General features: G+C 37.2%; 19 protein-coding genes. 10 read left to right on the forward strand and 9 right to left on the reverse strand.

Annotated elements, in window-relative coordinates; genetic code table 11:
* The first annotated feature begins 6 nt into the window (after positions 1 to 6).
* The 7 genes from NYR30_RS03100 to NYR30_RS03130 all read left to right on the forward strand — a co-directional run bounded on the left by NYR30_RS03100 (position 7) and on the right by NYR30_RS03130 (position 5,541).
* The gene (locus NYR30_RS03100) at positions 7 to 639 is read left to right on the forward strand and encodes a ubiquinone biosynthesis accessory factor UbiJ (RefSeq protein WP_066110082.1); all 633 of its coding nucleotides are present in this window, start codon (positions 7 to 9) and stop codon (positions 637 to 639) included.
* Positions 636 to 2,279: a ubiquinone biosynthesis regulatory protein kinase UbiB gene (gene ubiB, locus NYR30_RS03105; RefSeq protein WP_066110084.1), complete on the forward strand. Its 1,644-nt coding sequence runs from the start codon at positions 636 to 638 to the stop codon at positions 2,277 to 2,279. Before NYR30_RS03100 ends, ubiB begins: the two co-directional genes overlap by 4 nt.
* An 82-nt stretch (positions 2,280 to 2,361) precedes the next feature.
* Positions 2,362 to 2,592, forward strand: a complete 231-nt coding sequence (gene tatA, locus NYR30_RS03110) for a Sec-independent protein translocase subunit TatA (protein WP_066110086.1) — start codon at positions 2,362 to 2,364, stop codon at positions 2,590 to 2,592.
* Positions 2,593 to 2,594: 2 nt separating this feature from the next.
* Positions 2,595 to 3,131: a Sec-independent protein translocase protein TatB gene (gene tatB / locus NYR30_RS03115; protein ID WP_066110088.1), complete on the forward strand. Its 537-nt coding sequence runs from the start codon at positions 2,595 to 2,597 to the stop codon at positions 3,129 to 3,131.
* A 25-nt stretch (positions 3,132 to 3,156) separates the two neighbouring features.
* Positions 3,157 to 3,888, forward strand: coding sequence for a twin-arginine translocase subunit TatC (gene tatC, locus NYR30_RS03120; RefSeq protein WP_066110090.1), 732 nt, complete (start codon positions 3,157 to 3,159; stop codon positions 3,886 to 3,888).
* A 112-nt stretch (positions 3,889 to 4,000) separates the two neighbouring features.
* Positions 4,001 to 5,014: a porphobilinogen synthase gene (gene hemB, locus NYR30_RS03125; protein ID WP_066110092.1), complete on the forward strand. Its 1,014-nt coding sequence runs from the start codon at positions 4,001 to 4,003 to the stop codon at positions 5,012 to 5,014.
* Entirely contained in the window at positions 4,993 to 5,541 is a 549-nt protein-coding gene (locus tag NYR30_RS03130; protein ID WP_066110094.1) for a uracil-DNA glycosylase, read from the forward strand. The genes hemB and NYR30_RS03130 overlap by 22 nt, the downstream gene beginning before the upstream one ends.
* On the opposite strand, the gene aphA is transcribed toward NYR30_RS03130, so the two are convergent.
* The 4 genes from aphA to NYR30_RS03150 form a co-directional block, all read right to left on the reverse strand.
* Positions 5,538 to 6,248, reverse strand: a complete 711-nt coding sequence (aphA, locus tag NYR30_RS03135) for an acid phosphatase AphA (protein WP_066110097.1) — start codon at positions 6,246 to 6,248, stop codon at positions 5,538 to 5,540. The two genes, NYR30_RS03130 and aphA, sit on opposite strands and share 4 nt — an antisense overlap.
* Before the next feature lie 15 nt (positions 6,249 to 6,263).
* Positions 6,264 to 7,316, reverse strand: a complete 1,053-nt coding sequence (gene fbpC, locus NYR30_RS03140; RefSeq protein ID WP_066110099.1) for a ferric ABC transporter ATP-binding protein — start codon at positions 7,314 to 7,316, stop codon at positions 6,264 to 6,266.
* Positions 7,317 to 7,330: 14 nt separating this feature from the next.
* Positions 7,331 to 9,385 carry an ABC transporter permease gene (locus tag NYR30_RS03145; protein WP_066110100.1) on the reverse strand — a complete coding sequence of 685 codons (2,055 nt, stop codon included), beginning with the start codon at positions 9,383 to 9,385 and terminating at the stop codon, positions 7,331 to 7,333.
* 109 nt (positions 9,386 to 9,494) lie between these two features.
* Positions 9,495 to 10,481, reverse strand: coding sequence for an ABC transporter substrate-binding protein (locus NYR30_RS03150; RefSeq protein WP_496196491.1), 987 nt, complete (start codon positions 10,479 to 10,481; stop codon positions 9,495 to 9,497).
* Positions 10,482 to 10,824: 343 nt separating this feature from the next.
* On the opposite strand from NYR30_RS03150, the gene NYR30_RS03155 reads away from it, so the two are divergent.
* Positions 10,825 to 11,886, forward strand: coding sequence for an NADH:flavin oxidoreductase/NADH oxidase (locus NYR30_RS03155; protein WP_066110103.1), 1,062 nt, complete (start codon positions 10,825 to 10,827; stop codon positions 11,884 to 11,886).
* A 46-nt stretch (positions 11,887 to 11,932) separates the two neighbouring features.
* On the opposite strand, the gene NYR30_RS03160 is transcribed toward NYR30_RS03155, so the two are convergent.
* The 3 genes from NYR30_RS03160 to gloA form a co-directional block, all read right to left on the reverse strand.
* A complete protein-coding gene (locus NYR30_RS03160) occupies positions 11,933 to 13,291 on the reverse strand; it encodes a Na+/H+ antiporter family protein (RefSeq protein WP_066110105.1) in 1,359 nt (452 codons plus the stop codon).
* A 53-nt stretch (positions 13,292 to 13,344) separates the two neighbouring features.
* Positions 13,345 to 14,034, reverse strand: a complete 690-nt coding sequence (gene rnt / locus NYR30_RS03165; RefSeq protein ID WP_066110107.1) for a ribonuclease T — start codon at positions 14,032 to 14,034, stop codon at positions 13,345 to 13,347.
* Between the two features lie 88 nt (positions 14,035 to 14,122).
* On the reverse strand, positions 14,123 to 14,530 hold the full coding sequence (gloA, locus tag NYR30_RS03170) for a lactoylglutathione lyase (protein ID WP_066110109.1): 408 nt from the start codon (positions 14,528 to 14,530) through the stop codon (positions 14,123 to 14,125).
* Between the two features lie 95 nt (positions 14,531 to 14,625).
* Here gloA and NYR30_RS03175 point away from each other — a divergent pair, with 95 nt between their 5' ends.
* Positions 14,626 to 15,429, forward strand: coding sequence for an HI_1241 family integral membrane domain (locus NYR30_RS03175; RefSeq protein ID WP_066110111.1), 804 nt, complete (start codon positions 14,626 to 14,628; stop codon positions 15,427 to 15,429).
* 13 nt (positions 15,430 to 15,442) lie between these two features.
* Here NYR30_RS03175 and NYR30_RS03180 read toward each other — a convergent pair whose 3' ends face one another.
* Both NYR30_RS03180 and NYR30_RS03185 read right to left on the reverse strand, forming a co-directional pair.
* Positions 15,443 to 15,850 carry a hypothetical protein gene (locus tag NYR30_RS03180; protein WP_156536701.1) on the reverse strand — a complete coding sequence of 136 codons (408 nt, stop codon included), beginning with the start codon at positions 15,848 to 15,850 and terminating at the stop codon, positions 15,443 to 15,445.
* A gap of 70 nt (positions 15,851 to 15,920) precedes the next feature.
* Entirely contained in the window at positions 15,921 to 16,094 is a 174-nt protein-coding gene (locus tag NYR30_RS03185) for a hypothetical protein (RefSeq protein ID WP_302501862.1), read from the reverse strand.
* A gap of 185 nt (positions 16,095 to 16,279) precedes the next feature.
* Between NYR30_RS03185 and mpl the strand changes: the two genes are divergently transcribed.
* Positions 16,280 to 17,665, forward strand: coding sequence for a UDP-N-acetylmuramate:L-alanyl-gamma-D-glutamyl-meso-diaminopimelate ligase (gene mpl / locus NYR30_RS03190; RefSeq protein WP_066110134.1), 1,386 nt, complete (start codon positions 16,280 to 16,282; stop codon positions 17,663 to 17,665).
* Positions 17,666 to 17,740: the final 75 nt, after the last annotated feature.

The following is a 17,740-nucleotide window of genomic DNA, read 5'->3' on the forward strand; positions in this document are numbered from 1 at the left end:
CGTATTATGACACTCTCTTCGATTACTCTGCAATTGATGCTGCCGCAATTTGCGAATGGGATTTTGGAACAGATTCTGAATTATTTAATTCAGCAAACTGATGGAGCAGAATCTCATTTACGTAAATTAAATGGCAAGGTGCTATCACTCACCTTCAAGCAAGGCGGACATTGGTTTTTACTCTTTTCAGCACAGAGAATTGATCTGTTATCGGTATATGAAGGCGAGGCAGATTGTACGGTAACTACTGATGCTAATATTTTATTAACGCGTCCGCAAAAACAGCAATTATCAGAGATGATTAATCGCCAACAAATTATGTTGCAAGGTGATTTACAAGTGTTGCAAGACACTGTTGCCTTGTTTGAACAGTTGGAAAAAGATCCAGCTGAATTATTAGCTCCTTTTATTGGTGATATTGCTGCGTATTCATTAACGACAGGTGCACAAAAATTACAGCAACAATTGAAAACACGTTGGCAAACTAGCCAACGTCATTGGGGTGAACGTTTGACTGAAGAGTGGCAAGTGATTGCTCCATCATTAGCATTGGTGCATTTTTATGATCAGGTCGCAACTTTAGAGCAAGATTTGCAACGTCTTGAAGCAAAAATCGATCGTTTAACAGGGAAAGTATGAAGTTAAAACAGTGTCTGCGCCTTTATCAAATAGTACGTGTCTTACTGCAATATGGCTTGGATGAGTCGCTACCGAAAATTCCATTAACTCGTCCAATCCGTTGTTTTAGAAAGTTATTCTTCTGGTTAAACAATCAGCATCCGGAAAAATCTTTTGGCTTACGTTTACGTTTAGCTTTTCAGACATTAGGACCTGTTTGGATTAAATTGGGACAAATGTTATCGACACGTCGTGACCTATTTCCTCCAGAAATTGCCGATGAGCTGGCGTTGTTACAAGATAAGGTGGAACCTTTTTCTAGTGTGTTAGCACGAGCAGAAATTGAAAAAGCTTTAGGAGGCAAAATTGAGCAATGGTTTATTGATTTTACCGAGCAAGCATTGGCGTCTGCGTCAATAGCGCAAGTACATACGGCACGATTTAACGCAGATCAAGGTGAATTAGCGGGACGAGAAGTGGTATTAAAAGTGATTCGTCCTGATATTCGACCTGTCATTGAACTTGATATAGCACTGATGTACCGCATTGCGAAATGGATTCCGCGCTTAACGCGTGAAGGCTACCGTTTACGCCCAGTAGAAGTGATTCAAGAGTATGAAAAGACGCTATTAGCAGAATTGGATTTACGCCAAGAAATGGCAAATGCAATTCAGTTACGACAAAACTTCTTAGATAGCCCAATGTTATATGTGCCGGAAATGTATCCTGATTTTTGTCGGCAAAATTTATTGGTGATGGAACGTATTTACGGTATTCCAATTTCTGATATTGCTGCACTAGAAGCCAATGGCACTGATATGAAATTATTGGCGGAACGAGGCGTGCAAGTCTTTTTTACCCAAGTATTTCGCGATAGTTTTTTCCATGCGGATATGCACCCTGGTAATATCTTTGTCAGTTATCAACATCCTGAATCACCGCAGTATATCGGGATCGACTGTGGTATCGTCGGTACCTTAAATAGTGAGGATAAACGCTATTTAGCAGAGAATTTTTTGGCATTTTTCAATCGTGATTATCGACGAGTAGCGCAATTACATATTGATTCAGGTTGGGTTCCAGAAGATACCAATCTTGATGAATTTGAGCAGGCTTTTCGAGTAGTTTGCGAACCAATTTTCTCTAAACCATTAGCGGAAATTTCTTTTGGACACGTGTTATTAAATCTATTTAATACGGCACGCCGTTTTCAAATGCAAGTGCAGCCTCAATTAGTGTTATTGCAAAAAACGTTACTTTATATTGAGGGATTAGGACGTCAGTTGTATCCGCAACTTGATTTATGGCAAACAGCGAAACCTTTTTTGCAAAATTGGATGAATGAGCAAATTAGTGTGAAGCGTATGTATCGTGATTTTCAAGCGCATCTTCCTTATGTACGTGAGCATTTTGCTGCTTTTCCTCAAACGTTACATCAAGCATTATTAGAACAGAAAAAGATTCGACAAGAATTGGTGTCCATTCGACGTGAATTTAAGCTGCAACAACGAAAAAATACCCAACGGGTGTATGGTGTTATTGTGGCGAGTTTGTTATTCTTTGGCGGCTTGTTTGGTTACCATTTTCTACCAAACTGGTTGAGTATTGGCTTATTGCTGGTTGCCAGTGGTGTATTGGTCGGAAGTGTTTGGAAAAAATAAGGGTATGATTTAGCGCTAGTCTTATTGGTAAGAGTAGCGGTATAATTTAGCGAAATTTTTTTATTTATAGAGGTACATCATTATGGGTGGAATTAGTATTTGGCAACTGTTGATTATTGTATTAATCGTTGTATTACTTTTTGGCACAAAAAAATTAAAAACTTTAGGTTCAGATCTTGGCGAATCAGTTAAAGGCTTCAAAAAAGCAATGAGTGAAGATAATGATAAAGATGCTGAATTTAAAAAATCTATCGAATCTCAATCATCAAATTCACAAAGCGAAGCAAAAAGTAAAGATAAAGAGCAGGCATAACTGTGTTTGATATAGGTTTTTCGGAACTTGTTCTGATTTTTGTCATCGGTTTAGTTGTATTAGGGCCACAGCGTTTGCCTGTGGCTATTCGTACTGTTGTTAGCTGGATTCGTACTCTGCGTAATTTAGCGAATAATGTGCAAACTGAATTGGCACAAGAGTTAAAATTGCAAGAGCTGCAAGAAAGTATTAAGAAAGCAGAACATCTTAATTTATCCTCTCTTTCTCCGGAATTGAGTAAAACAGTGGAAGATTTAAAGGCGTCGGCAGCAAAAATGCAAGCGCAATTAGATCAGAAAACACAAGCCGCAAATCAAGCAGTGGAACAATTAACATCATCAGTTGAACCAACTGTATCTTCTTCAACTGAAGATACAACAACAGAATCAAAGGTATTGCCTGATGAACAGGCAGAATTGGCTGAAATTGATGAGGAAAAATTAATTTTAGAACAGCATAGTGATGATTTGGCAAACTATGACCCAATGCCAACTGCTGATTCAACGAACACTGTCAATAAAGAAAATAAGTCATCATAATTGTTGTTATCAATGAGGGCAGCTTATGTCGAGTGTTGACGAGTCTCAACCGCTAATTACCCATTTAGTTGAGTTACGCAATCGCATTTTGAAAAGTTTTATTTGTGTACTGGTTGTGTTTATTGCGTTAGTCTATTTTGCTAATGATATTTATCATATTGTGTCTGAGCCTTTAATTAAGGAATTACCCAATAATTCGACAATGATTGCGACTAACATTGTGGCACCATTTTTTACACCAATTAAATTAACGGCAATCACCGCAATATTTTTATCTGTACCTTATATTTTGTATCAAGTTTGGGCTTTTATTGCACCAGCTTTATATAAACATGAAAAACGTTTGATCTATCCATTATTAGTATCAAGTACGTTATTGTTCTATGTTGGTGTTGCTTTTGCCTACTATATTGTTTTCCCATTGGTATTCTCTTTTTTAACCAAGACTGCGCCAGAAAGCGTCGCAATTGCTACTGATATCAGTAGTTACTTGGATTTTGTATTAACGTTGTTTTTAGCGTTTGGTATCTGTTTTGAAGTTCCTGTAGCGATTATCTTGTTATGCTGGAGTGGTGTGGTAAGTGTGGCAAGTCTGAAAGAAAAGCGTCCATATATTTTAGTTGGTGCTTTTGTTATCGGTATGCTATTAACACCGCCAGATGTCTTTTCACAAACATTACTTGCTGTACCTATGTACCTGTTGTTTGAAGTCGGTGTGTTCTTTGCCCGCTTCTATCAACCAAAAGAAGAAGCCTAACTAAGTTGTTATTAGTGACTAAATTTACATAACCGCCAACTTGTTTGGCGGTTATGCCATTATAAATGAAACGAAATTTTATCAAATATAAGAAGTAAATAAGGAAAGTATTATGACAAAACAAATTTTTTCAGAATTTCCTGTACGCCGTATGCGTAGAATGCGTAAACAAGATTTTAGCCGTCGTTTAATGGCAGAAAATAAATTAACTGTTGATGATTTGATTTATCCAGTATTTGTGATTGAAGGTGAAAACCATCGTGAAGCTGTGCCATCAATGCCAGGTGTAGAACGTTTAACGATTGATCAACTATTAATTGAAGCTGGTGAATTAGTGAAATATGGCGTGCCGATGATTGCATTGTTCCCAGTAGTGCCACAGCATAAGAAATCATTGATGGCGGAAGAAGCCTATAATCCACAAGGATTGGCACAACGTGCAGTGCGTGCGTTAAAACAGGCTTACCCAGAGCTTGGCGTGATGACAGATGTGGCGCTTGATCCATTCACGACGCATGGACAAGATGGCATTATTGATGAAACTGGTTATGTTTTAAATGACATCACTACTGAAGTCTTAGTGAAACAGGCTCTATCTCACGCAGAGGCTGGCGCGGATGTAGTAGCACCAAGTGATATGATGGATGGCCGTATTGGTGCGATTCGTTTGGCATTAGAAGAAAAAGGATTTATTAATACATTGATTATGGCTTATTCAGCAAAATATGCTTCTTGCTTTTATGGGCCATTCCGCGATGCCGTCGGTTCTTCAGGAAACTTAAAAGGTGGAAATAAATTTACCTATCAACTTGATCCTGCTAATGGTGATGAAGGCTTACAAGAAGTAGGCTTAGATTTGCAAGAAGGAGCAGATATGGTGATGGTGAAACCAGGTATGCCTTATTTAGATATGGTGTGGCGCGTAAAACAGCACTTTGGTGTACCAACTTTTGCTTATCAAGTTTCTGGTGAGTATGCGATGCAAATGGCTGCCATTCAAAATGGTTGGCTGAAAGAAAAAGAGAGCATTATGGAAGGCTTGCTTTGCTTTAAGCGTGCTGGTGCAGACGGCATCTTAACCTACTTTGCGAAACAAGTGGCAAAATGGTTAGCAGAAGAGAAGTAATAGAGCAACTATTTGCGCAATTACAGCAGCAATTTCTTCAACCTTTAGTACCAGGTTGGGGAAATCAATGTGCTGAAATTATGTTTATTGGTGATGCACCTGGAAAAGATGAATTAGAAAAAGGGCCATTTGCTGGTACAAGCGGTAAATTTTTCGACCAAATGCTTACTTCGATTGGTTTAGTAAGAGAAAATATTTATCTAACCAATGTTGTGAAATTTCGTCCGGAGAAGCGAGATCCCAATAAGCATGAAATCGCCACATTTAGTGAATTATTACAAGCAGAGATAGCATTAATTGCGCCGAAAATTATTGTACCTTTTGGTCGTATTGCGTTATCAGTATTCCTGCCAGAACTGAAAATTAGTGAAGTACATGGGCAAGTGTTTTCACTGACAAGAGAGCAATGTTCGTTTCTATTATTACCGATGTATCATCCGGCGGCAGCAATGCATAATGGAAAAATACGCCCAATATTAAAACAAGATTTTCTAATATTGGGCGATGTGTGGAATGAGTTAGATTAGTAGCTTGAATTAATCAAAACTTCTTCGCCATAACCACCTAAAGTTGGCATAGGTAAATAGGTTGAGTTTGGTGCACGCATAATACGAATACCACGAATACCAGCCTCTTTAGCTGCTAATACGTCATCATCGCTATCACCGTAGTGAATGCTGATTTTGTGTTTGATAATAGCAGGTGTTTTGTTGTATTTAGTGGTACGAGGTAGATCTCCCATAAAATCAACCGGGTGCATATTTTTCACACCTAAAGCTTTTTCAAGAATTGGTGTTACACCATCCACTTTACCAGCGGTTCTACCAGTAATGAAGTAAACACTATCACCACGCTCTTGGTGCATTTTGATTAATGCTTTTGCTGCTTCTTTTGGAATAGAGTATTGGTCGCAGCCAGCATTAACTTCATCCCAGAATTTTTGGTTTTTCAAATATTCAAAACCATTTGGTGAGTATTTTTGTTGTCCATAATAGAAACATGGACTTGAGAACAACACTGTATCATCAATATCAAAGCTAACATTAATCGGCCCTTTTCCTTCTAAGCTTTTTTTAATTTGTTCGATAGAAACCCAGTGGATAGGGGCTTGTTCTAACATTTCACGTGCATTAGTACCCGGCTCAGTATAAGGTTCAACTTTAGCCGCTGATACACTCATTGCTGTGGAAGCAATGATAATTGCAAGAGAAAGTTTTTTTAATGTTACATACATAATTACAACTCCTTATTATTGTTGTTTGTTGAGTAAAAATATGCCTGTTGTTGCGATTTGGAGATATGCCTCTTGAGTATTTTCATTGAAATGTTCAGGAGCAAGATTGACCAATAATTCATCGTTACCCCAAATAATGATAATTTCCCAATGATTACCCATATAGACGGCAGATTTAATCACACAACGGGTCGCAGGATCGCCCTCTTTATTTAATGTAATTGCTTCAGGACGGATTCCTACTAGACATTCACCATCAGCAACAGCAAATTCATCTGCGGCTAATGGTAATGTATAGCCATTAACGGTTACCTGATTATTGTGTAATACACCATTTAAAATACTAGCCTCACCCATAAATTTTGCTAAAAAGAGCGAATTTGGGCGTTGATATAGCACTTTAGCTGGTGCTTTTTGCATAATCTTACCTTTATTCATCACGATAACTTCGTCAGAAACGGCAAAGGCTTCGCTTTGATCGTGAGTTACGTATAGAGAGGTAATATTGAATTTTTGTTGTAATTCACGAATTTTTTCACGCATACTGCGACGCAAGTTAGCGTCAAGATTACTTAAAGGTTCATCGAATAATAATACTTTTGGCTTCAAGACTAAGGCACGAGCTAATGCTACACGTTGTTGTTGTCCACCAGAAATTTGGTCAACATAACGTTCACCAAAACCGGCTAAATCGACTAATTCAAGTGCTTCTTCGACACGTTGTTTACGTTCTTCTGGACTAACACCTAGCATCTTTAAACCATAGCCAACATTGTCCGCAATCGACATATGCGGGAAGAGTGCATAAGATTGGAACACAATACAAATATCACGACTTTGAATTGAGGATTTGGTAACGTCTTCACCATCAATAAAAATTTGTCCCTCTGTTGGACGTTCTAGTCCTGAAACTAGACGTAGAATAGTGGTTTTACCACATCCTGATGGACCTAATAGAGTGGTCATTGTGCCACGTTTAATGGTTAAACTGAGATCATCGATCACAACAGATTTACCAAAACGTTTGGTGACATTTTTTAATACAAGAAAGTTATTATCGTTATTCATAAAACAACCTCAATTTAAATCATCTGTTTGGCTTTTGAGCGAGAAATACGGGTATCGCCTACTAACCAGTCAAAGAAAAGAATAATCGCCATCATCACAACGATGAGTAATGAACCATAAGCGATGGCAATACCATATTCGCCATCTTCTACGCGGTTTAAAATATAAGCTGTAGCAACACGAGTATCAGCAGTAACTAAGAACACTATCGCACTAACGGTAGTCATTGCCCGTACGAAGCTGGTAATTAGCGCGGAAAGCAGAGCTGGTTTTAATAATGGTAAGGTGACATAAAGTAATGTTTTCCAAGAGCTGCCTTTTAATGAAAGTGAAGCTTCATCTAATGATTTGTCCAATTGCCCTAAACCAGCGATAGCTGCACGCATCCCGATTGGCAAATCACGCATTACCATTGAAATAATAATGATAATACCTGTACCAGTGATATAGAAAGGTGCATCGTTAAAGGCAAGGATATAAGAAACCCCGGCTACGGTTCCTGGCACTGCGAAACAAAGCATTGTTAAAAACTCAAGGGTTTTCTTACCAGCAAAATCTTTACGCACCACAATATAGGCAATTAATAAACCAAATAGGGCAGTAACCGGCGCAGCAATACCAGCATAAATAATAGTATTGATTAATGACGGCCATGCACCATCGCTAAAACCTTGACCAAAGAGGGAAGCATAGTTTTCTAAAGTTAAGGTGTAATCAACACCCCAGTTAACGGTGAAACTACCGTAGAAAATGCTGCCGTAGAGCGTTGCGTTAAAGACAACCCAAATTGCGAGTAAAGCAATAATGGCATTTTTTAAGCCGGTTGGTAAGTCTTGTACATCACCTCGATAAGATTTTCCAGAAACGGTAACGTAAGAACGGTTACCAATCCAAATATATTGAATAATGAAAATCCCTAGAGAGAAGAGTAATAAGATGGTACCTAATGTACTTGCAGAAGCATAGTTAAGTTGCGAACCTGCAATGTAGAAATAGATTTGTGTTGCAATAACGTCAAAGCTACCACCAAGAACCAATGGGTTACTGAAATCTGCTAAAGATTGGATAAAGACTAATAAGAATGCATTTGCTAATGCAGGTTTCAATAATGGAAAGATAACTTGGAAGAAAGTTTGATAACGGTTTGCGCGTAAGGTATAAGAAGCTTCCTCAATTGATGGATGTACTGATTTGAGAGAACCTTCCAAAATCATAAAGGCTAATGGAGTAAAGGCTAAAATTTGTGCAATCGCAATCCCATTAAAACCATATAACCAGTTAGTATTGGTAAAACCAAAGTGTTCCACTAAAAATTCGGTGAGATAACCTGAACGACCTAACATTAAGGTAACGCCTAAACCGACAACAAATGGTGGTGTAACAATTGGCAAAATAGAGAAAATTTTACCGATAAATGCAGTGCGTCTAGCAATTCTGGTAGTGTAAAGAGCAAATGCTAAACCAAATACAGTTGAGATAAAACCAACAAAAGCCGATAACAAAACAGAATTGCTAATAACGCGGACAATGTAAGATTGACCAACAATATCAATGATTTGTGCCGGTTTAAATTGTTCGCCATCATAGAACATAGATACAAAGATGGCTAATGTTGGATACACAATAAAGAAGAAGATCAACAAAATAATGCTGAGCAAGGAAGCAATAATAAATTTATCACCTTGCATAATTTTTAACGCAGCTAGCGCGTTAGTGGCTAATGCAGTAAGCGTGATCACTAAAACAATAATAGAATAACCTAAACTAAGGTGATAAAGATTGGCTGAAAAAAAGGTAAATAAGCTAATGATACAGATTGCAGCCAGTTCAATTTTAGCTTCACTTTCAGTCGATAAACCTAAACGCGGTAAAATCCAGAAAATCACCAATGAAAAGAACCAAACCCAGCTAAGGTTAACAGAATGCCAACCCATTGCCGCAAGAAATTCATCAGAAGTGGACTCTAACAGACCATAATCTAAAGCGAAGGTTGGCAAAATTGCGAATGCAATGAAGCTCAGTAAAATCCAGGTTGTGGTGGTATTTATAGAAAATTTTGTTGAGTTCATACAACCTCTCAAAATAAAAATAGGGAATATGGATAATTCCCTATTGTGTTAGGAAAATAAGAAATAGCGATAAATACGATTATTGTATAGCTATTTGATTTACTTTTTATTATTTATTTAATTTAACGTCATTGACCCATTTATCAATTAAACGTTTTCTCTCGTCACTAGAACCATATTTTTCAAAATCATAATTGATTAAGTTAAGTTTAGTTGGATCAAACGCATTTGGAGATTGTTCAGCAGTAGTATTAGTTAAGGTTTGAAGTGATTGACCTTTCTTCCATGCTAACTCTTGACCTTCTTTTGATAATACCCAATCAACAAATAATTTTGCATTATTTAAGTTTCTCGCACCTTTTAAGATACTAACGCCACCAAGTTCATAACCGGTACCTTCACAAGGTACGATCAATGCTAAAGGAGCACCTTTTTCTTTTTCTAATGCGTAATCGTGTAAGAAGCCGATACCAATAGTTGCTTCACCACGTGCCGCATTACGAGATGGTGTAATACCTGATTTAGTGTATTGGGAAATGTTTTTATCTAAAGATTTGAAGTATTCAAATGCTTTTGGTTCGCCCCATAATTGTACGAAAGTAGCAATTGCGGTATAAGCTGTACCAGAACTTTGTGGGTCGGCAATTTGAATTTCACCTTTTAAGCGAGGATCTAATAAATCATTCCAACATTTCGGTACATCTTTAATACCAAGTTTAGCTAAACGTTCAGTATTAACCCCGAAACCTAAAATACCCATATAGATTGCAGAAGAGAGGTTTCCTTTAACCTTGCCTGGATCGCGGAATTTTTCCACAATTTGTGAAAGGTTTGGTGATTGATATGGTTGTAATAAACCTAATTCGCCTGCTTGAGATTGTGGGTCAAATGTACCACCGTACCACACGTCTGCTTGAGGATTATTTTTTTCAGCTTCAACTTTAGCGAAGGTGCTGCCAGAACCATTACGAATAAATGAAGTTTTAACATCATATTTTTTAGAAAAAGCTTGAGTTTCTGTTTCGCATAATTCATTGGTTGCGCTGCAATATACAACTAAACGACCTGATGCTTGAGCCGCTGAAGCTAATAACATAGCACTAACAGCAATAGCTGAAAGTTTAAGAGAAGTGGTTAAACGCATAAATTGTTACTCCTTATGATAAGTAAAAGTATCGGTGGATTATAAAAAAAGATTGTATGTAGAACTGTGAATAAATTCACAAAAATAGAAATTTATTGGCGCGAAATAGAAGAGAAGATAAAAAATCAACCAAAATATAATCTAATGGTGATTATCGAAAGTCAGTTGTATAAAAAGAGAAGGCTTATCTTAAAATAACAATTATATTGATAAGTAAAATGATTGATAACGAATTTATTGCTGGCAATATAATAACAAAAGTGATTAATTTATTAATAATGTTAAGGAGAGAATAATGGCAAAGTTTCGCTATTTTACACAACCGTTCTCAATTAAAAATTTAACACTGCGTAATAGGATTGTTATGCCGCCAATGTGTCAGTATAGTGCGACAGATGGCGTGCCAAATGATTGGCATTTTGTCCATTATGCCTCAAGAGCGATTGGTGGCGTTGGCTTAATCATTGTAGAGATGACCAATGTTGCACCAAATGGGCGTATTACTCCAAATTGTCTAGGTTTATGGAATGATCAACAACGTGATGCGTTTAAGCGTATTGTTGATATAGTTCATTCATATGGTGCAAAAATTGGTATTCAAATTGGTCATGCTGGTCGTAAAGCACAAGATTGTGATGATGTTGTAGCGCCTTCTGCAATTCATTATGGTGAATTAGATTATGCTGGGCAAAATTTAAAAACACCAAGAGAACTCAGTAAAGATGAAATTAAGGAGATTATTCAACTATTCCAAAATTCAGTAAAGAGAGCAGTAGAAGCTGGTTTCGATTTAATTGAATTACATGGTGCACATGGTTATTTGATCCATCAATTTTATTCACCGAAATCAAATCAACGTCAAGATGAATATGGACAAGATCGGATGTTATTTGGTGAGCAAATTATTAAAGCGGCAAAAGCTGTAATGCCGGCAGATATGCCATTGTTAATGCGTATTTCTGCGCAGGAATATTCCGCAAATGGCTTTGATAGTGATTATGGTGTGGAAGTGGCAAAACGTTTTGCAGCAGCTGGTGTTGATATGTTTGATGTCAGCGGTGGCGGTAATGGCGCGTTAGCAGAAAGTAAACATCCGCCATTTGCAGCAGGGTATCAAGTATATTTAGCACGTAAAGTGAAAGAAGCAACGGGATTACCAGTGATTGCAGTGGGTATGTTAGATAATCCAGCATTAGCAGATTATGTTATTGGTAGTGGCGATGCTGATCTTGTTGCCATTGGGCGTGGTTTATTGCGTGAACCTTATTGGGTATTGAATGCTCAATATCGGCAAAATGCGAGTGATAGTACGCCGATAGCGGATATTCCTTATCAATATATACGTGGTTTTAATTAATCAAGAAATTGGCTACTGTTTTCAGTAGCCAATCTATATTTGTTGATTACAACACCATTGCCGCAATCCAACCAAAGATCAATAAAGGAATATTATAGTGAATAAAGGTTGGTACTACAGAATCCCAAATATGATCGTGTTTACCGTCCATATTTAAACCTGAAGTTGGGCCTAAGGTTGAGTCAGATGCTGGTGAACCGGCGTCACCCAATGCTGCAGATACACCAACAATCGCAGCAGTTGCTAATGGTGAAAAACCGAAGCTAACGCAAATCGGTACATAGATAGAAGTAATAATAGGTACGGTAGAGAATGAAGAGCCGATACCCATAGTGATAAATAAACCAATAAGCAACATTAAGAATACGGCTAATCCTTTGTTATCAGCACCGATAGTAGTACTAAATGTTTGTACTAGCTCAGTTACCCCGCCAGTTTCATTGATGACTTTAGCAAAACCAGAAGCGGCAATCATCACAAAACCAATCATCGCCATCAAGCGTAAACCTTGTTGGAAAACATCATTGCTTTCTTTTAATTTAAAAATACCGCCAGCTGCAAAAATGATTAATCCTACTAAGCCACCGACGATGGTAGAGTCAGTGAAAAGTTGTAAGGTAAATGCTGCAATAATGGCGAAAATACTAATACCAATATGGAATGGTTTAATTTGAGCGATACGTTGTTGTAAGTTTTCTGAAGTTGGTTCGCTAGTATGTACTACATACTCTCTTGGTTTACGATAGCTGATAAAGATTGCAGTAAGTAAACCAATAATCATCCCAATAACAGGAATTAACATCGCTAATGACACTTGAGCAGTCGTTGTTTGCAAACCAAATTGTGCACCTGCTTCGTTGATATTTTTTACTAGGATGCTTTCAATAAAGATTTTACCGAAACCGACTGGTAGCAACATATAGGTCGCTGTTAAACCGAATGTTAAAACACAAGCAACAGCACGACGGTCGATTTTTAATTTATTGAAGATGCTGAGTAATGGTGGAACAACGATAGGAATAAAGGCAATATGTACTGGCAAGAGGTTTTGCGAAGAAATCGCAAAAGCGAGCAATACTGCGAGTAAGAAATATTTAAACCAGAATAATGCTCTGGTACTCGGTGTATGACCTAAACGTACAATGACTTTGTAAGCCAGTAAATCAGTTACGCCTGATTTAGAAATCGCAATGGCAAATGCACCTAAAACAGCATAGTTCATTGCAACAGAGGCACCACCACCTAAGCCATCAGTAAAGACAGCGACAGTTTTATTAAGATCTAAGCCACCAACTAATCCAGCAGTTAATGCTGAAATAATTAAGGCAATGACGACGTTGATGCGCATTAAACTGAGCGCAAGCAACACGATAATTGAAATAACAACTTCGTTGCTAAATAACATAATGTTGTGTTCCTTAAATTTGTAATATTGAGAAACGCAATAATCTATAAAATTTATGGATTTGTCGAGCAATTTTTCTCACTGTTTAAGATTGGTGGGAAAAGGTTTGCTTGTTTTAAGTTATTGACCATTAAGCAGAATAATTCTGCAGTCTTTTCTGTATCGTATAAAGCGGAATGTGCTTTGCTTGGTTCAAATGGAATACCGGCAGTATCACAAGCGGTACGTAATACGGTTTGTCCAAACATAAAACCAGCTAAAGTTGCGGTATCAAAGGTGGCAAAAGGGTGGAATGGATTGCGCTTAATACCAGTACGATTAATTGCTGCAGTTAAGAAGTTGTAATCAAACATTGCATTATGTGCAACTAAAATAGAACGTTTACATTCAGCAGCTTTTTGTCCACGACGTACCATTTGGAAGAATTCAGTTAAGGCAGTTAATTCATCAACCGCTTGTCGTTCTGGGTCATGAGGATCAATCCCATTAATTTTTAAGGAATTAGGATCAATATTTGCCCCTTCAAATAGTCGAATCTGAAAGTGGCATTTTTCATCAGGCAATAATAAGCCTTGTTCATCCATTTTAACGGTAATTGCAGCAAGTTCTAACAAACCATCGGTTTGATGATTTAAACCTGATGTTTCGACATCAATAATGACAGGGAAATAACCGCGGAAACGGTGTTTTAAAAGATTATAATTAACGACTTCGGTAGCTTGTTCAGTTACAGATTGGTTCACATTACATTCCAATTAAGTTTTCTAAAAATAAATTCACTCTCCATAAATATGGAGAGTGAGTATCAAGTAAAAAGAGGTTGAAAAAAGATTATTGGCCTAAACCAGCTTTAGCGCTCTTATTTTCAATAAATTCAATTTTATAACCATCTGGATCTTCAATAAATGCGATTACGGTAGTACCACCTTTTACCGGGCCTGGTTCACGAGTCACTTTTCCGCCAGCAGCGCGCACTGCTTCACAAGTTGCATAAATATCATCAACACCGATTGCAATATGACCAAATGCAGAACCTAGTTCATATTCGGAAACGCCCCAGTTATAGGTCAATTCGATTACTGCAGTTTTGTCTTCATCATCATAACCAACAAAAGCAAGCGAATATTTATATTCAGGATTTTCACTGCGACGTAACACGCGCATACCTAAAATTTCAGTATAGAATTTGATTGAACGTTCAAGATCACCAACACGTAACATAGTATGTAATAAGCGCATATTTCCTCCAACGAAAGTGAAATTTAAAGAAAAAACGGCCCAATTATGACATAATGCGTGACATAAATCACAATTTTTCTCAAGGTTATCTTATTATGTCAGAACATCAGCAAGCAAAGGGATCGGTGATTGCACTTTCAGTGTTACCGATTGTATTACTTATTCTCGCAGATTATGTGTTGCTGTTAGCAAAACCTATCGGTGAATCCATCATTTCCCATCTATTAATTGCGGTATTATCGGCACAACTCATCATTCAAATTATTTTCTTACGTGGTGAGATTTGTAATGGACAACGTAGCCGTTTAAGTCGTTGGAATCTCTATTTTGTTATCTTTTGGTTAGGTTGGTTATTGGTAACTTGCTTTCAAGTTAAAGTCTATTTACCAATTCGTTTAGCTTATTGTTGTGGTTTGGTGCTAACTTTATCGACTTGGCAACAACCAAAAGAAGAACAGTTAAGACGTGGAATTTTATGGTTAGGCTTAATTGTTGCGGTTATTGGTTTATTATTGGCATTGATTCCTGTCTTTCTCGTACCAATTTCGGTAGGTTTAACTTTCAATCCTCTATTACAAGTTGTTTTGGGAATCGGGTTAGCTTATTGGGGATTATTAGTTTCACGTAATCGCTTACATGGTTTAATGGATTTATTGCCTTATTTCGCTTTGATTGGCTTAGTAGCGAGTAGTGTTTTTGCAATGGTAAGTGTGGCAATTGTTTATTTAGAACAGCATACTACTATCTGGCAGTCCTTCCATCTTTCCTGTTACTTTATTGCGCATTTATTATTGTTAGCAGCGTGGAGTTATCCAATTATCCGTAGAAATAAACCTCATTATGGGTTATTAGCGTTGATTATCTTATTATCAGGCTTTTCTCCACTATTATTATTCTAATCTGACCTGTCAATTATTTAGTAATAGTTGTACCGTCATCAAATTGAATAAATTTGATGACGGGTTTTATCGTAATCTTTTTGGCATCATTAGTGAAAAGATTTTTACTAAAATCAGTCATCTCTTCTTCAGGTAAAAGTGTTGATAAATAGTATTTCTGATCGGGTTTTAAGATATTAAATTGATTAAATTTTAAGTTAATAAAACGGTTATCGATAATACGATTATTAAAGATATAGACAGCATACCATGCGATCTGTTGAATAGATTTATCTGATTGATTTTGAATCGCATAAGTCGTAGAAAAAGAGAGCTGTCCATCATGGTTACGCTGTACATTTTGCGAAAGAACCCGTATCTCAGCTTGGTGAGAAATTTTATTTGCATTTTGTGTAGGGATATCAGGAAATACATTCGCCAATGCACTTCTGTTATAACTAAAAAAAGTAATAAAAATCCCTAGTATTAAGACTATTATACGCATTAGAATATTAACTGACTGACTGACTGACTGACTGACTGACTGACTGACTGACTGACTGACTGACTGACTGACTGACTGACTGACTGACTGACTGACTGACTGACTGACTGACTGACTGACTGACTGACTGACTGACTGACTGACTGACTGACTGACATAACAATTGTATTTTTTTATTCATATTCCAAGCCTAGTAACCTAAATGCTATTTCGATGAGTAAAAATTCTATATTGGCAAATTAAAATGACTATTTGATAAACGATAGTGGCTATTATAGTGAGAAAATGCTTGGAAAGAACTATTGCAGTATAAATCATTGAAAAGAAAGATTTAATCTTAATAAACGTAAGTAAAGTGGGAACAGAATGAATACAACACAAAAACATATTCATATTTTAGGTATTTGCGGTACTTTTATGGGCGGGTTAGCAATCCTCGCTAGAGAATTGGGTTATAAAGTAACAGGATCGGATGTGAATGTTTATCCGCCAATGAGTGTCTTTTTACAAAAAAGCGGTATTGATATTATTCCAAATTATGATGTAGCGCAGCTACAACCAGCGCCGGATCTAGTTATTATCGGTAATGCAATGAAAAGAGGTAACCCTTGTGTTGAATACGTATTAGACAATAATTTACCTTATATGTCAGGGCCACAATGGTTACATGATCATTTATTACGGGAACGTTGGGTATTAGCGGTATCTGGTACGCATGGTAAAACTACCACCACTGGTATGTTAGCATGGATTTTAGAGCAAGCTGGCTTAGAGCCTGGTTTCTTAATTGGCGGTATTTCTGGCAATTTTGGCATTTCAGCTCGTTTAGGTAAATCGCCATTTTTTGTCATTGAAGCAGACGAATATGATACAGCGTTCTTTGATAAACGTTCGAAATTTATCCACTATAATCCAAAGACATTAATTATTAACAATATTGGTTTTGATCATGCAGATATTTTTGACGATTTAACTGCAATTCAGCGTCAATTCCACCATATGATTAGAACAATTCCATCTAAAGGACGCATTCTCTCCTTTGCTGATGAAACCAGTGTCAAAGAAACTTTAGCGATGGGTTGTTGGAGTGAAACCCAATTTATTGGCAAAGATAAAGAGTGGTATGCACAGCGTTTACGTAATGATTGCACCGAATTTGCGGTTTTCCATCAGCAGCAAAAAGTGGCAGAAGTGAAATGGAATATTGTCGGTCAGCATAATATGTTTAATGCATTGATGGCAATTGCAGCCGCTTATCATGCTGGAGTAAGTGTTGAAACCTCTTGCCAGGCGTTAGCTACATTTGTTAATGCTAGTCGTCGTTTAGAAGTTAAAGGGGAAGTGAACGGTATTACCGTTTATGATGATTTTGCTCATCACCCAGTAGAAATTGCAGCAACGTTGGCGGCTTTGCGTGACAAAGTTGGTGGTGGCGTACGTATTTTGGCGGTATTAGAGCCTCGTTCCAATACTATGAAAATGGGCGTACATACTAAGGAATTAGCGCCGGCTTTAGTACGAGCAGATTATGTCTTTTTATTGCAACCGGATAATCTACCTTGGGAAGTGGTAGAAATTGCGAATCAATGTGTACAACCCGCTACTTGGACGGCAGATTTAGATTTATTAGTGACAAAAATTGTTGAAGAAGCTAAACCAACAGATCATATTTTAGTAATGAGTAATGGTAGTTTTGGTGGTATTCATCAGAAGATTCTAACTAAATTGCAAGAAAAAGCGGCAAGCGTTTAAGGTATTATTGAGATAAGCAAAGGCCTAGTAATGAAAATTATTAGGCCTTTGAGTTTATTGAGAGAGTTCTTTTAA

Origin of the sequence: Gallibacterium salpingitidis (assembly GCF_030517105.1) — a bacterium.
Classification (GTDB): Bacteria; Pseudomonadota; Gammaproteobacteria; order Enterobacterales; family Pasteurellaceae; genus Gallibacterium; species Gallibacterium salpingitidis.